The sequence below is a fragment of the Microbacterium sp. CFSPD4_SD4 genome (assembly GCF_057364585.1).
In genome coordinates this window covers 120340-134326 of sequence record NZ_JBNFOC010000006.1, presented here as the reverse complement: position 1 = coordinate 134326, position 13987 = coordinate 120340, and the positions used below count along the sequence as shown (strand labels likewise).

11 protein-coding genes are annotated in these 13987 nt (G+C 71.7%); 6 read left to right on the top strand and 5 right to left on the bottom strand.

Going from position 1 to position 13987, the window contains the following annotated elements; translation table 11 throughout:
• Positions 1-9 precede the first annotated feature (9 nt).
• From AC2W7E_RS11090 to AC2W7E_RS11080, 3 genes are all read right to left on the bottom strand, one after another.
• Positions 10-1101 (bottom strand): DUF4350 domain-containing protein, encoded by a 1092-nt coding sequence (locus AC2W7E_RS11090; protein WP_485989101.1) that lies wholly within the window; start codon positions 1099-1101, stop codon positions 10-12.
• A gap of 91 nt (positions 1102-1192) precedes the next feature.
• Positions 1193-1834 (bottom strand): DUF4129 domain-containing protein, encoded by a 642-nt coding sequence (locus AC2W7E_RS11085; RefSeq protein WP_485989100.1) that lies wholly within the window; start codon positions 1832-1834, stop codon positions 1193-1195.
• On the bottom strand, positions 1831-3165 hold the full coding sequence (locus AC2W7E_RS11080) for a glycerophosphoryl diester phosphodiesterase membrane domain-containing protein (RefSeq protein WP_485989099.1): 1335 nt from the start codon (positions 3163-3165) through the stop codon (positions 1831-1833). The genes AC2W7E_RS11085 and AC2W7E_RS11080 overlap by 4 nt, the downstream gene beginning before the upstream one ends.
• Positions 3166-3260: 95 nt before the next feature.
• Here AC2W7E_RS11080 and mtrA point away from each other — a divergent pair, with 95 nt between their 5' ends.
• From mtrA to hpf, 5 genes are all read left to right on the top strand, one after another.
• Positions 3261-3941, top strand: coding sequence for an MtrAB system response regulator MtrA (mtrA, locus tag AC2W7E_RS11075; RefSeq protein WP_025103044.1), 681 nt, complete (start codon positions 3261-3263; stop codon positions 3939-3941).
• A gap of 7 nt (positions 3942-3948) precedes the next feature.
• Entirely contained in the window at positions 3949-5628 is a 1680-nt protein-coding gene (gene mtrB, locus AC2W7E_RS11070) for an MtrAB system histidine kinase MtrB (protein WP_025103045.1), read from the top strand.
• Positions 5625-7343, top strand: coding sequence for an LpqB family beta-propeller domain-containing protein (locus AC2W7E_RS11065; protein ID WP_485989098.1), 1719 nt, complete (start codon positions 5625-5627; stop codon positions 7341-7343). Before mtrB ends, AC2W7E_RS11065 begins: the two co-directional genes overlap by 4 nt.
• Before the next feature lie 91 nt (positions 7344-7434).
• A complete protein-coding gene (locus AC2W7E_RS11060) occupies positions 7435-8082 on the top strand; it encodes a ComF family protein (protein ID WP_485989097.1) in 648 nt (215 codons plus the stop codon).
• Between the two features lie 131 nt (positions 8083-8213).
• On the top strand, positions 8214-8870 hold the full coding sequence (hpf, locus tag AC2W7E_RS11055) for a ribosome hibernation-promoting factor, HPF/YfiA family (protein ID WP_025103048.1): 657 nt from the start codon (positions 8214-8216) through the stop codon (positions 8868-8870).
• A gap of 64 nt (positions 8871-8934) precedes the next feature.
• On the opposite strand, the gene AC2W7E_RS11050 is transcribed toward hpf, so the two are convergent.
• The gene (locus AC2W7E_RS11050; protein ID WP_338565793.1) at positions 8935-10260 is read right to left on the bottom strand and encodes a coiled-coil domain-containing protein; all 1326 of its coding nucleotides are present in this window, start codon (positions 10258-10260) and stop codon (positions 8935-8937) included.
• A gap of 80 nt (positions 10261-10340) precedes the next feature.
• Complete coding sequence (locus AC2W7E_RS11045) at positions 10341-10955, bottom strand: PadR family transcriptional regulator (RefSeq protein WP_485989096.1); 615 nt, start codon at positions 10953-10955, stop codon at positions 10341-10343.
• Positions 10956-11143: 188 nt separating this feature from the next.
• Between AC2W7E_RS11045 and secA the strand changes: the two genes are divergently transcribed.
• A complete protein-coding gene (secA, locus tag AC2W7E_RS11040) occupies positions 11144-13957 on the top strand; it encodes a preprotein translocase subunit SecA (RefSeq protein ID WP_485989095.1) in 2814 nt (937 codons plus the stop codon).
• Positions 13958-13987 lie beyond the last annotated feature (30 nt).

Genomic DNA, 13987 nt, shown 5'->3' with positions numbered 1-13987 from the left:
GGCAGGTGCTCATGCGTCGCTCCGCGGGGTCTGCGCGCTCGTCTCCACGGCGGTCTCGAGCTCGTCGAGGCGTCGGGCGAGGGCGACCAGTGCCGCGTCGTCGGTGGGCGGCGGTCCCGCCAGCAGGCTCTGCAGCGTGCCGCGCGGGATCCGCAGCCGGTCGGCGGCGGCGTCCGCCACCTCGTCCGCACTCGCGTGCACGGCCAGTCCCAGCCGCCGCGCCAACCGCCGACGGGTGCCCTCTCGGAGCGCCTCGGCCGCGTGCGGGGCGTCGGCCGCCCTCGCCGTCAGACGGGCGCGTCCGTGCATCGTCTCCGAGGCGCGCACGGTGACCGGCAGGGTCTCGGCGACGAGCGGACCGAATCGTCGGCCCCGGGCCACGGCCACGGCCAGGCCCGCGGTGAGCAGCAGCAGGATCGCCGGGGTGACCCAGTCCGGGGTGAGCGTGCCGAGCGTATCGGGGGTCGCGCCCTGGATGTCGGTGTCCTCGTAGGACGGCACGTACCAGACCACGCGCGCGGTCTGTCCGAGCAGGGCGAGACCGAGCGCGGCGTTGCCATCCTCGGCGAGGGTCGCATTGCTGAAGAGCTTGACGCCCTCGACGACGGCTCGGTGTCCGTCACGGTCGTCCACGAGCACGGCGGCCGCATCGCCGTCGGCGAAGCAGCCGGTGACACCGTCGGCGGGGGCGAAGAGTCGATCGGGACGGATGTCGCCGACCTCGGCGAACGCGGGCACGGCGCACGCGGCCGGCCGGGGGGCCGCCGAGCCGGAGGCATTCTCGCCGATCGCCAGCTCGGAGAGGAGGTGCGTGCCGGTGGAGAGGAAGACCACACGGTCGGCCGGCGCGAGCAGATCCGCCAGAGCCTCGTCGGAGAGCGTGTAGGGGTTGGTCAGGGCGAGCGTGCTGTCCTCGTCGAGGGCGGCCGCGGCTGCCGCCCGGGAGCGGACGACCTCGACCTCGACGCCCTGATCCCGGAGGAGCTCGGCGAGCGCCAGGGCGCCGGTGTCGGACCGGCTCTCCGGGTCGAGCGCGCCCCGCGCACCGGGACCGGTCGCGGCGAGCTGCGAAGCCGCGAGGGCCACGGCGATCACGAGCACCGCGACGAGGACCCATCCCCACAGGGACGCGGTGCGACGCTTCGGCGCTCCGCGGTGGTGTCGACGGCCTCGTCGGGAGGGGCGGTCGTCGTCATGCCGGCACCGCCTCTGGGCGGTGGGCGCGGAGCCGCTCGTCGGTCGCGGCGAGGTGGCGGTAGTCGTCTTCGGCGGCGGGATGGCGCAGGTACCGCACATCGTCGAAGGACGCGGCGGCGCGGCGCAGGGACTCGGCCTCCTCGGCGAACACCGCGCTCGCGGACCGGGCGATCGACTGCGCGGTCGCGCCGGGTGCCGGATCGATGAGATCGCGCTCGAGCAGGCTGCGGGCGATGGCCCGATAGCGCAGCACGACAGCCGTGTCCCAGTCGTTCTGCCGTGCGCTGCGCTCGGCATCGGCGCGGAGCTGCGCGGCGCTGCGATCGTCGGCGGCGCCGAGCAGGTCGCCCTGGGGGCGGCGGATCGCTCGCGGCCGTCGGGGGCGTCCCCAGACGAGCAGAGCGGTGACCAGGGCCGCCGCGATGAGCACCGTGACGACGATGAGCGCGGTGGGGCCGACGTTCGCCCCGTTGTCCCCGCTGAAGAGGTCGCCGAGGAAGCGCATCACGTCGCGCGCGAACAGATCGAACCAGGTGGGCTTCGCGTCCGCGTACCGCGGGTTGGACAGCTCCTCCTCGGCCCAGCGCCGTGCCTCCTCCCCGTCCGGGACGAAGACGTCGTCGAAGCGCCGCATCATGGCTGCGGGGGGCTGCCCGGAGCCGTCCATCCGCCTCCCGCATCGGCATCGGCGGGGGGCGAGGCCGGGGGCGCCGGCGCGGGTGGGGGCGGCGGGGCGAAGGAGGGAGGCGCCGTCTGCGCACCCGGCGCCGGATACCCGGGAGCCCCGTATCCGGGGGCGCCGTACCCGGGGGCGCCGTATCCGGGGGCGCCGTATCCGGGGGCGCCGTACGCCTGCGTCATCATGACGTGCTCCGGCACCTGACGCGGCGGGGGAGCGCTGGTGACGGCCCGTGAGGGATCGACCGCGAACGGATCGCCGAGCTGTTCCTCGGGGACGCCGAGGTCGCGGCGCTCGACATGGGAGAGGAGGGCCTGGTCGAGACCCTCGTAGCGCATCCGGCAGTCGAGGTAGACGAGCACGCCGCCGGTGCTCTGCACGACGATGGCGATCGCCTGCAGGATCAGCAGGAGAACCTGCGGGGCGAGGAGGGCGAAGACGTACCCGACCACCGCGCTCGGCTCGCTGGCGCCGGTGGGCGCGATGACGGTGCCGAGGAACGAGGAGAGCATGGCGGTCGGGAAGCTGACCACCTGCATCGCCAGGCCCATGATCAGGCTGATGAGGAAGGTCACGCCGAATGCGACCCAGAAGCGGCCGCGGGTCAGGCGCCAGGACCGCACGAACGCCTCGCGGAACCGGGCGCGCTCCAGCACGAGGATCGACGGGACGAGCAGCAGCTTGGTCGACAGCCACACCGTGAGCGGGATCGCAGCCAGGCCCAGGAGGACCACGACGAGCACGACGATGCCGATCATCTCCGGGGTGCCGCCGAGGCCGCCGGCGATGAGCGCGCCGATGACGCCCGCGACGATGGCGAGGCCGCCGAAGAGGGCGAGCACCGAGAGGGAGGCGAATCCCGCGAGCCGCCAGAACGCCGGGGCCATCCGGCGCCACAGCATGCGCAGCGTGGCCTTGACGCCGACCGTGGCGTAGCCGACCTCGGCGGCCACGACGCCCTGCATGATCGCGGTGAACGCGATGGACGCGAGCCCGACGAGGAGCCCGGCGAGGAGGTTGATGGCGATCGTGCCGGCGAACACGGCCTCGAAGTCGGGGGAGGAGGGGGAGACCGTCTCCAACCGGGAGAACGTCGTGAACAGGACGACGCCCATCACCCCGGCCGTGGCGATGACCACGATGAGCTGGATGACGACGGCGAACCCGAACAGGACCTTGGGGTTGTGCCGCAGCGCCGCGAAGGCCTTGCCCAGCAGCATGCCGAAGGTCAGCGGGTGAAGGGGGATGATGCCCTTCCGGGGAGCTGGGGTCCACGTCTGGCCGCTCACGGGCCTCCCTCCGTCGTGCGCTCCCATCGTGTCATATCCTCGCGCTGAGGCGCAGACCTGCGGAGGGCGGGACTCGGTGCCATAAGGTAACAGTTATGACCTCACGCATCCTTGTGGTCGACGACGACACCGCGCTCGCCGAGATGATCGGCATCGTGCTGCGCACGGAGGGATTCGAGCCGGTGTTCTGCGCGGACGGCGCGCGCGCCGTCGACGAGTGGCGCGCGCAGCGTCCCGACCTGGTGCTCCTCGACCTGATGCTCCCCGGTATGGACGGCATCGAGATCTGCACGCGGATCCGCGCCGAGTCGGGGGTGCCGATCATCATGCTGACGGCACGCAGCGACACGGCCGACGTGGTGCGCGGTCTCGAGGTCGGCGCCGACGACTACATGGTCAAGCCGTTCAATCCCAAGGAGCTCGTGGCCCGCATCCGCACCCGGCTGCGGCCGACACCGCAGGCCTCCAGCGAGCAGCTGCGGATCGGCGACCTCACCGTCGACGTGGACGCGCACGAGGTGCGCCGCGGGACGACGCCGATCGCCCTCACGCCGCTGGAGTTCCAGCTCCTCGTGGCCCTCGCCTCCAAGCCGCAGCAGGTGTTCTCCCGCGAGATGCTCCTCGAGCAGGTCTGGGGCTACCACTACAAGGCCGACACGCGGCTCGTGAACGTGCACGTGCAGCGCCTGCGGGCGAAGGTCGAGCTCGACCCGGACAACCCCAAGATCGTCATGACGGTCCGCGGCGTGGGCTACCGCGCCGGCAGCGTCACCTAGAGACCCCATGGCCGCGACGACAGCGACCACGGCCGTCGCCGTCCTCCGCGACTGGCGCGGCTGGCCGGACGTGCTGGCGGCGCTGTGGCGACGGTCGCTCCGGTTCCGCACCCTCGCGATCACCCTGGTCGCCACGTCGCTGGCGATCTTCATCACGTGCGTCACGATGGCGCTCGTCATCCAGAACGACCTCTTCGTGTCGCGGAAGAACGTCGCGCTGGAGGATGCCCGCCGGGCGGTGGACCAGGCGCAGTCGCTCCTGGACGTGGCGGAGGTGGGCGACGACCCCGCGGCGCTGACCGATCTCTGGAACGGCATCCCGGACACCCTCTCGCGCACGTCGAGTGCCGACCAGCTCGCCGGCTTCAAGATCCAGGACGGTTCAGGGACGGTACGGCTCAACGGCTTCACCGCCGGGCTGACGCCGGATCTGCTGAGCCCCGAGCTGCAGGCCCGGGTCCGCGAGTTCGACGACCGGCAGGCCTGGCAGTCCGTCGCCCTGCCCACCGAGGATGGCGGCGTCGTGCCGGGCATCGTCGTGGGGCAGCAGCTCCAGGTGCCGCAGGCCGGATCCTTCGAGATCTACTTCGCCTACGACCTCGCCGACGCCGACCAGACCCTCGTCTTCGTGCAGAGGACCCTGTGGATCGCCGGCATCGGGCTGGTCGCCATCGTCGCGGCCATCTCCTGGATCGTGCTGCGGACCGTGTCCACCCCGATCGTCCAGGCGGCGGAGACGAGCGCACGGCTCGCGGCGGGCGATCTCGGCGTGCGGCTGGAGGTGCACGGCGAGGATGAGCTCGCGACCCTCGGCCGCTCCTTCAACGCGATGGCCGACAGCATCGAGGCGCAGATCAAGGAGCTCGGCGAGCTGTCCATGGTGCAGCAGCGCTTCGTGTCCGACGTCTCGCACGAGCTCAGGACCCCGCTGACGACGATCCGCCTCGCCGCCGACATGCTCAACGACCAGCGTGACGAGTTCGATCCCACGACCGCACGCACCGCCGAGCTCCTGCACGCGCAGGTGCAGCGGTTCGACACGCTGCTGGCCGACCTGCTGGAGATCAGTCGCTACGACGCGGGGTCCGTGCAGCTCGAGCTGGAGGCCACGAGTCTCGCGCAGCTCGCGGAGGACGTGATCGAGCAGATGCGGCCGCTCGCGGAAGGGCACGGCACGGAGATCCGTCTTGTGGCACCCGGCGGCTACTCGCCGGTCGACATGGACCCGCGCCGCGTGCGGCGGGTGCTGCGCAACCTCATCGGCAACGCGATCGAGCACGGCGAGGGACGCCCGGTCGTCGTCACGGTGGACAGCAACCAGCACGCGGTGGCGGCCGGCGTCCGCGACTTCGGGCTGGGCATGGACCCCGGAGACGCGGAGCGGGTGTTCGACAGATTCTGGCGCGCGGACCCGTCGCGACAGCGCACCATCGGCGGCACCGGGCTCGGGCTGTCGATCGCCCTCGGCGACGCCACCCTCCACGGCGGAACCCTGGCGGTCTGGTCCGAGCTCGGCGTCGGCTCCCACTTCGTCCTCACCGTGCCCCGCCACGACCGGGTGCTCGACGGACCCAGTCCGATCCCGGTGGAGCCGCAGGAGCCCCTCGCCGAGCTCGGTGATGCCACGCAGCCGATCTCCATCGCCGAGACGTACTCTGATCTCCTCGACGGGAAGGACCAGTCATGAGCACGCGCGCGTCACGTCGCCTCCTCCGCGCCGCTGCCGTGGCGGTCGTGGCCCTGCTGCTGCCGGCCTGCGCGGGGCTGCCGACGAGCGGAGACGTGGCGGTCGGCCTCGAGCTCGGGGAGTCGCCGGACGACGTCGACGTCCTCCCCGTCGCCTCCGGACCGATCGCGGGTGCGGGGCCGGAGGAGATCGTGGAGGGCTTCCTCGAGGCGGGCATCACGACCTCGGACAACTGGGCCACGGCGCGCGAGTTCCTGGCGCCGTCGCTGCAGCGGAGCTGGCGCCCATCGGCGGGCGTCTCCATCGACGGCGGAGCGGAGGCGCGGACCCTGACCTCGAACGTCGCCGACGACCAAGTCGAGGACGCCGACGAGGCCGAGGTGCAGGTGCTGCTCGAGCTGGTCGCGAGCGTGGACGACTCCGGGGCGTACAGCGGCGCCCCCGGGGATTCGAGCATCCCGTTCGCCCTGGCCCGGGACGAGGACGGCGAGTGGCGCATCACCCAGGCACCGGACGGCGTCGTGATCGACGAGGCGCGGTTCCCCAACGTCTTCGAGGGGTACTCGCTGCAGTGGTTCGATGCAGGCTGGTCGCGACTGGTCCCGGACATACGGTGGTTCCCCCGCCGTCAGAGCCCGGCGACCACGGTGACCCAGGCGCTCGTCGCCGGAACCCCGGCGGAGTGGCTCGATCCGGCGGTCCAGACGGCCTTCCCCGCCGACGTGCAGCTGGCGCAGGACGCGGTGCTGATCACGGCGCAGGTCGCCGAGGTGTCGCTGACGCGTCCCGCGGCTGGTCTCGACCGGACGACCCTGGCGCGCATGCGCACCCAGCTGCAGGCCACGTTGAGGGCCGCCGGCGTGAACGTCACCCAGGTGCGCTTCAGCGTCGACGGGAGGGCTCTCGACGCGGGGGTCGTCGAGCTCGCCGACTCCACGCCGGAACCGGGGACGCTGGTGCTGAAGGACGGCGTGTTCGGGCGCATCGTCGGCGACGAGATCGCGTCGATCCCCGCGATCAGCCCGCAGATCCAGTCCGTGTCGCAGCCGATCGAGGCGATCGACGTCGCCGCGGACGATGCGAGTGCCGCGCTCCAGCTCGACGACGGCCATGTGTACCTCGTGGGCAAGAGCTCGCGCGACGAGCTGGATGCTCGTCCGGGCCTGGTGCAGCCGTCCCTCGACCCCTACGGCTACGTGTGGTCGGTCCCCGCCGGCGCGCCGCAGGCCGTGCAGGCCGTCGGTCCGGACGTGGTCGCCCACAAGGTCGCCGGTGCCTGGCCGAGCGCCTCCTCCATCTCCGACCTGCGGGTGGCGGCGGACGGCGCCCGCGTGGCGGCGGTGATCGTGGTCGGCGGCCAGCGCTGGCTCGCGGTCGCGTCGGTGGTGCGGGACGGGTCCGGTGTGCCGACGGACCTCGGCGAGATGCGCCCGCTGCTCCAGCTCACCGAGGCGTCGACGGGACTCGCCTGGCTGGGTCCGGATCGCCTGGCCGTCCTGACCGATTCGTCCACCCCGCGGCTCCTGGTGCAGCCGGTCGGCGGTCCCGGGTCGGCGGAGACCGCACCCAGCGACGCCGCGTCGGTCGCCGGCGCCCGCACTCCCGCGGGCGTGCGCATCCTCGATGCCGATGGTCAGCTGTTCGCTCACGCCGGCTCGGCGTGGCGCGAGGTCGCGGAGGGCGTCGCGATCCTCGCCACCCGCGCCGGGGAGTGACTACTCCTGCACAGCGGCGGGTGACGTCCGTCCGCCCCCACCTCGTCCCCTTCGTGGTCCGCGCGGCGGCTCCGGGCGACAGGATGCCCGCATGGGGATCACGACACGGACGCACGCGCTCCTCGCCGAGATCGGCGCCCTGCTGCTCGCCGCGCGGTGCGCCGGGTGCGAGCGTCCGGGGACGCTGCTCTGCGACGACTGCCGGAACGCGCTCGATCCGTCGCCGCGCGAGGTGCGCACGCCGGCGGGCCTGCGGGTCCGAGCCGCGCTCGCTCTGGAGGGTCCCGCAGCGTCCTGCATCCGGCGGATGAAGGGGGAGGGCGAGACGCTCCTGGCCCGGCCGCTCGGCGCCGCGCTCGCCGCTGTCCTGACGCCCGTCCTCGTCCCCGGGGCCTGGGTGATCCCGGTGCCGACCTCGCGCGCCGCGTTCCGTCGTCGGGGCACCCGCGTTCCGGAGCTCCTCGTCCGGCGCGCCGGAGCCGATCCGCAGCGCGTCCTGACCCTCACGCGCCGGGTGCGCGACCAGCGCGAGCTGGCTGCCCCGGACCGCGCCGCGAACGTCCGCGGGGCGATGATCTCGCGGCGCCGGGGACACGGGGCCCCGGCGGTGGTCGTGGACGACGTGGTCACGACGGGAGCCACGCTCGACGAGGCGGTCCGGGCGCTCGTCGCCGCCGGGTTCGTGGTCGTCGGGGCCGTCGCGCTCGCCGCCACGCCGAAGTCGCCGGAATCCGGATGAGGTTCATCGAAGACTCACCGGAGACACAGGGTCGTGGGCCGTGACATCCGCCGCGCGTCGGACTACGGTGGGGTGTCACAAGGCGACCACGGTCCGCCCTTGGCCGGGTGGACCGGGACAAGGAGGCAGCAATGGAAACGAGCATCGTGGGCGTCGGAGTGGGCATCACCGATCGCTTCCGCACCGTCGTCGAAGAGAAGATCGCCAAGATCCAGACACTCGCCGCCAAGGCGCAACGTCTGGACGTGAAGGTCACGCACCGGGTCTACCGCAACGGGCGCATCCCGGACGAGACGGTCGAGCTGACGCTGGTCGGCAAGGGCCCCGTGGTCCGCGCCGAGGCCGTCGACGGCGACAAGTTCGTGGCTCTCGACCTCGCGATCGACAAGATGACGGAGCAGCTGCGCCGAGCGAAGGAGAAGCGCGTCGACGGACGACAGCATCCGCGCGGCCCGCACTTCGAGAAGGGCAGCGGTTCGCTCGAGGGCATCGACGTGCAGCCGGCCTCCGCCGAGGTGCTGCACGCCGTCGCGACCGGCAGCATCCCGGTGCAGAGCGAGGAGGAGGAGGACTACTCGCCCGTCGTCATCCGCACGAAGAGCTTCGAGGCGGAGTGGATGACGGTGGAGGAGGCCGTCGACCGGATGGAGCTCGTCGGGCACGACTTCTTCCTCTTCGTCGATGCGCGCACCGACCACCCGAGCGTGGTCTACCGCCGCAAGGGCTGGGACTACGGTGTCATCGCTCTGAGCACGCAGGCTCCGCCCGCCGAGGCGCTCGCCTCCTGATACGACCGAGAACGGCCCGACCCCCGCGGGGGTCGGGCCGTTCTCGTGCGAAGACCGGACGGCGTCAGTCGAAGATGCCGTCGAGGATGCTGCCGATGACGAGCCCGCCGAGGATGCCGGAGGCGAGGTCGCCGCCGCCCATCCCGCCGCCGCGACGAGGACCGCCGCCCCAGCCGCCGCCCCAGTCCTGATCCTGCGGGCGGGACGAGTCGATGTCGCGCTGCGCGAGCTGGAGGGCCTCCGCGGCGAGGTGCGCGACCCGGCGGGCCTGGGCGAGCGCCGCCTCGCGGGTCTCTTCGGCAGGAAGCAGGGCCGGGAGATCGACGCGGAGTCGTTCCGCCTCGGCGAGACGGGTGCGCGCATCGGCGCCGATCCATCCGCGATGCCCGGCGATGAGCCCGCGGGCGACGCCCAGCTGGCGGTCGGCGTCGTCGATCGCGTGCTGGACCTGCGCGATGCTCGGCAGCGGATTCTCGGCGCGATGCCGGGCCGTGGCGATCGCGTCGTCGAGGCCGGCGTTGGCTTCGCGCAGACGCGAGAGCTCGGCGAACGGGTCGTTGGGCTGGCCCGAGGGGGTGAGGGCGGCCAGGGCCGCCTGCAGCCGGGCGACGGCCTCCGCCACGGCGGGCGTGGAGGGAGCGGTCCGGGCGGCGATGAGGTCGTTACGGGAGTCGGCGATGACCTCGGCCAGGGTCGACTCGGCGCGCAGGGCCTCGATCTCGAAGTCCTCCACCGCGTCGAGCAGGGCAGCGGCGCGACGCGTCGCCTCGGTGGCCGTCTCCAGCGCGAGGTTCGCCTCCTCGTTCTGCTTCGCCGCGCGGCGACGCTCCGAGATGTCGGCGCTGTGGGTCGCGAAACGGATCAGCTGCTCCGCCTCGGCCGCGCTGGCGGTGATCTGATGCATGGCGGAGTCGGAGTAGCGGGCGGACAGCCGGGACACCGTCTCGTCCGTCTGCGGGATGCGGGCGCTCAGCGCCTCGGCGTCCGCGCGGACCTGGGCGATGATCTCGGGCGCGCGCCGCACCTTCGCGACGGACTCCGCGAGCACGGTGGTCTTCTCGTCCAGGAGGTCCTGGGCCCAGTCGCAGAGCTGCAGGATGCGCGCGTTCCGCGTGCGCAGCTCCTCGTCGGTGTCCGGGATCTCGTCGTGGTTGAGCTGGTGGAGCTGGAAGGCCTCCCGCAGGTGCGTGCGCACCGACAGCAGCGCGGCCTTGAGGTCGGCGGTCAGGGACTCGCCGAGCTCAGCCTCCGCGAAGACGAGCTCGTCGGAGGTGGTGCGGATGCGCTCGTCGGCGGCGACGAGTGCCTGTTCCGCACGCCGGGCGAGGTCCGCGTCCTGTGCGGCGAGTTCTTCCTGTTCGCGTTTGCGTCTGCCCCAAAATCCAGCCATGTGCCGATCCTAGTTTCCCGGGCGCGTGCGCGGGCTGAGCATCCGCTCCAGGCGAACGGCGGGCATCGTCGGCTGGTGCGTCAGGCGGGGAGGGCGACGGGGGAGGGCGTCGCCTTCGCGGGGCGTCCTCGCTTGGGGCGTTCGGTGGTCAGCTCCAGGGCCATCTCGGGATGGGGGTGTTGCGCGAGTCGGGCCTCCGCCTGGTCGAGCCACCGGAGTTCGGCCTCCGCGGCGCAGACGAGCGCGTCGAGGACGAGGGACCACGCGAGATCCTCGGGGCTGCCGGCGGCGAGGCCGGGGGAGGGCGTGCGCCGCAGGTCCTCGAGCCGCTGCCGCGAGGCGTCCCGCTGGCTGCGGAGGATGGCGGCGGCATCGACTCCGGGCAGCGTGGCCGCGACGGCGAGCTTCACGGCGAGCTCCTCGCGCGTCGCGGGAGCGCGGAGCACGGGGGTGGTGAGCCAGCGTGCCGCCTCGGCCGAGCCCGCGGGCGTGATTCGCCAGTACACGTGACCGTGGTCGTCGGCCTCCCCGCGCTGGACCAGTCCGTCCCGCTCGAGCCGCTCCAGGGTGTTGTAGATCTGGCCGACGTTGAGCGGCCAGGTCGATCCGGTCCGGCGGTCGAACTCGTGGCGGAGCTGGTAGCCGTAGCAGGGGCCCTGGTCGAGGATGGCGAGCAGGCTCTGGCGTACGGACATGACCGGTCTCCCGAGGATGGCGGATGGAAAGCAGTGCCGAGTATATGCATACCCGGCAATTTCCCGGACGCGGCGCGGCGGACCCATGCAGGCGACGTGGAGGTCACAGGCCGGTAACATGGCAAAGTATGCCTGGCGCTCGCCTCACGGCGGCCGGCGAATGACCCAATGACAGGGAGATGACATCCGTGGCGAATCCTCTTGAGAAGCTGCTGCGCGCAGGTGAGGGGCGGATCATCCGCCGTCTGAACCAGGTGGTGAAGGCGGTGAACGCCCTCGAGGAGGACATCTCCCAGCTCACGGACGACGAGCTGCGCAACGAGACCGCCGAGCTGCGCGCCCGCTACGAGAAGGGTGAGACGCTCGACCAGCTCATGCCCGAGGCCTTCGCCGCGGTGCGCGAGGCCGCCAAGCGCACGCTCGGCATGCGCGCCTACGACGTGCAGATCATGGGTGGCGCCGCCCTCCACCTCGGGAACATCGCCGAGATGAAGACCGGTGAGGGCAAGACGCTCGTCGCCACCTTCCCCGCCTACCTGAACGCCATCGCGGGCAAGGGCGTGCACGTCATCACCGTGAACGACTTCCTCGCGAGCTACCAGGCGGAGCTGATGGGCCGCGTCTACCGCGCCCTCGGCATGACGACAGGCATCATCGTCTCCGGCCAGACACCCGCCGTGCGCCGGGAGCAGTACGCGGCCGACATCACCTACGGCACGAACAACGAGTTCGGCTTCGACTACCTCCGCGACAACATGGCCTGGCGCAAGGAGGACCTCGTCCAGCGCGAGCACTTCTTCGCGATCGTCGACGAGGTGGACTCCATCCTCATCGACGAGGCCCGCACGCCGCTCATCATCTCCGGGCCGTCCTCGGGCGAGGCGAACCGCTGGTTCGCGGAGTTCGCCAAGATCGCGCGCACGCTCGTCGCCGGCGAGGACTACGAGGTCGACGAGAAGAAGCGCACCGTCGGCGTCCTGGAGCCGGGCATCGAGAAGGTCGAGGACTACCTCGGCATCGACAACCTCTACGAGTCCGCCAACACGCCGCTCATCTCGTTCCTGAACAACTCGATCAAGGCGCTCGCGCTGTTCAAGAAGGACACCGACTACGTCGTCATGAACGACGAGGTCATGATCGTCGACGAGCACACCGGACGCATCCTCGTCGGACGCCGCTACAACGAGGGCATCCACCAGGCGATCGAGGCGAAGGAGGGGGTGCCGGTCAAGGCCGAGAACCAGACCCTCGCCACCGTCACTCTGCAGAACTACTTCCGCCTCTACGACAAGCTCGCCGGCATGACCGGTACCGCCGAGACCGAGGCCGCCGAGTTCATGTCGACGTACAAGCTCGGCGTCATCCCGATCCCCACCAACAAGCCGATGATCCGCAAGGACCAGCCGGACCTGGTGTACAAGAACGAGGCGGCGAAGTTCGCGCAGGTCGTCGAAGACATCGCCGAGCGCCACGCGAGCGGGCAGCCGGTGCTGGTCGGCACCACCAGCGTCGAGAAGAGCGAGTACCTGTCGCGCCTGCTCGCCAAGAAGGGCGTCAAGCACGAGGTCCTGAACGCGAAGAACCACGCCCGTGAGGCGGAGATCGTCGCCCGCGCCGGCCGCCTCGGCGCCGTGACGGTCGCCACGAACATGGCCGGCCGAGGCACCGACATCATGCTCGGCGGAAACGCCGAGTTCCTCGCGGTGCAGGAGCTGAAGGCGAAGGGACTCGACCCGGTGGAGACGCCGGAGGAGTACGAGGTCGCCTGGGACGAGACCTACGAGACCATGAAGAAGGTCGTCGAGGAGGAGGCCGAGAAGGTCATCGAGGCCGGTGGCCTCTACGTGCTCGGCACCGAGCGCCACGAGTCGCGCCGCATCGACAACCAGCTGCGCGGTCGGTCCGGTCGTCAGGGCGACCCCGGCGAGAGCCGCTTCTACCTGAGCCTCACCGACGACCTCATGCGGCTGTTCCAGTCCGGCGCCGCCGAGGCGATCCTCGCCCGCACGAACTTCCCCGACGACGTGCCGATCGAGTCGGGTCTCGTGTCCCGGGCGATCCGCAGCGCCCAGTCGCAGGTCGAGGCCCGCAACGCCGAGATGCGCAAGAACGTCCTCAAGTACGACGACGTCCTCAACCGTCAGCGCGAGGCGATCTACGCCGACCGCCGCCACATCCTCCAGGGCGACGACATCGCCGATCGGGTGCAGCACTTCATCGAGGACGCGATCAGCGGCGTCGTGAAGGACCACACCGGCGAGGGCCACAACGAGAGCTGGGACTTCGACGCCCTCTGGACCGAGCTGAAGACCCTGTACCCGGTGAGCGTCACGATCGACGAGGTCGTGTCGGAGGCCGCAGGACGCAAGGGCGGCATCACCGCCGAGGGCCTGACGCGCGAGCTGCTGTCGGACGCGAAGATCGCCTACGAGAAGCGCGAGGAGTCGCTGGGCGAGGCCGCGACCCGGGAGCTCGAGCGTCGCGTCGTCCTGCAGGTGCTCGACCGCCGCTGGCGCGACCACCTGTACGAGATGGACTACCTCAAGGACGGCATCGGCCTCCGGGCGATGGCGCAGCGCGATCCGCTCATCGAGTACCAGCGCGAGGGCTACGCGATGTTCCAGTCGATGATGGGCCAGATCAAGGAGGAGTCGGTCGGCTACCTCTACAACCTCGAGGTCGAGGTCCGTCGCGCCGGCGACGCCGAGACGGCGGAGGTCGAGGCCAAGGGGCTCGCCACCGACGGCGGAGAGCAGCGCCTGGAGTACTCGGCGGCGAACGACGCCGGCGAGGTCGAGGTCCGCAACGACCGCGGGCAGGTCCAGCAGGCCGCGACCGACCGGATGCGCCAGGCCGCGGCCCGGGCGCAGGCTCCGCAGCAGGCCGAGCCGGAGGAGGCCCGCGCGGCGCCTTCGGCCAGCGCACGGAGCCGGCCGCCCCGGCGGCGGGCAACCGCGAGCAGCGCGCGCGCAGAGCAAGAAGAAGAAATAGCCTTCGGGTGACGAGGAGGGCCAGTCCGTGCGGATTGGCCC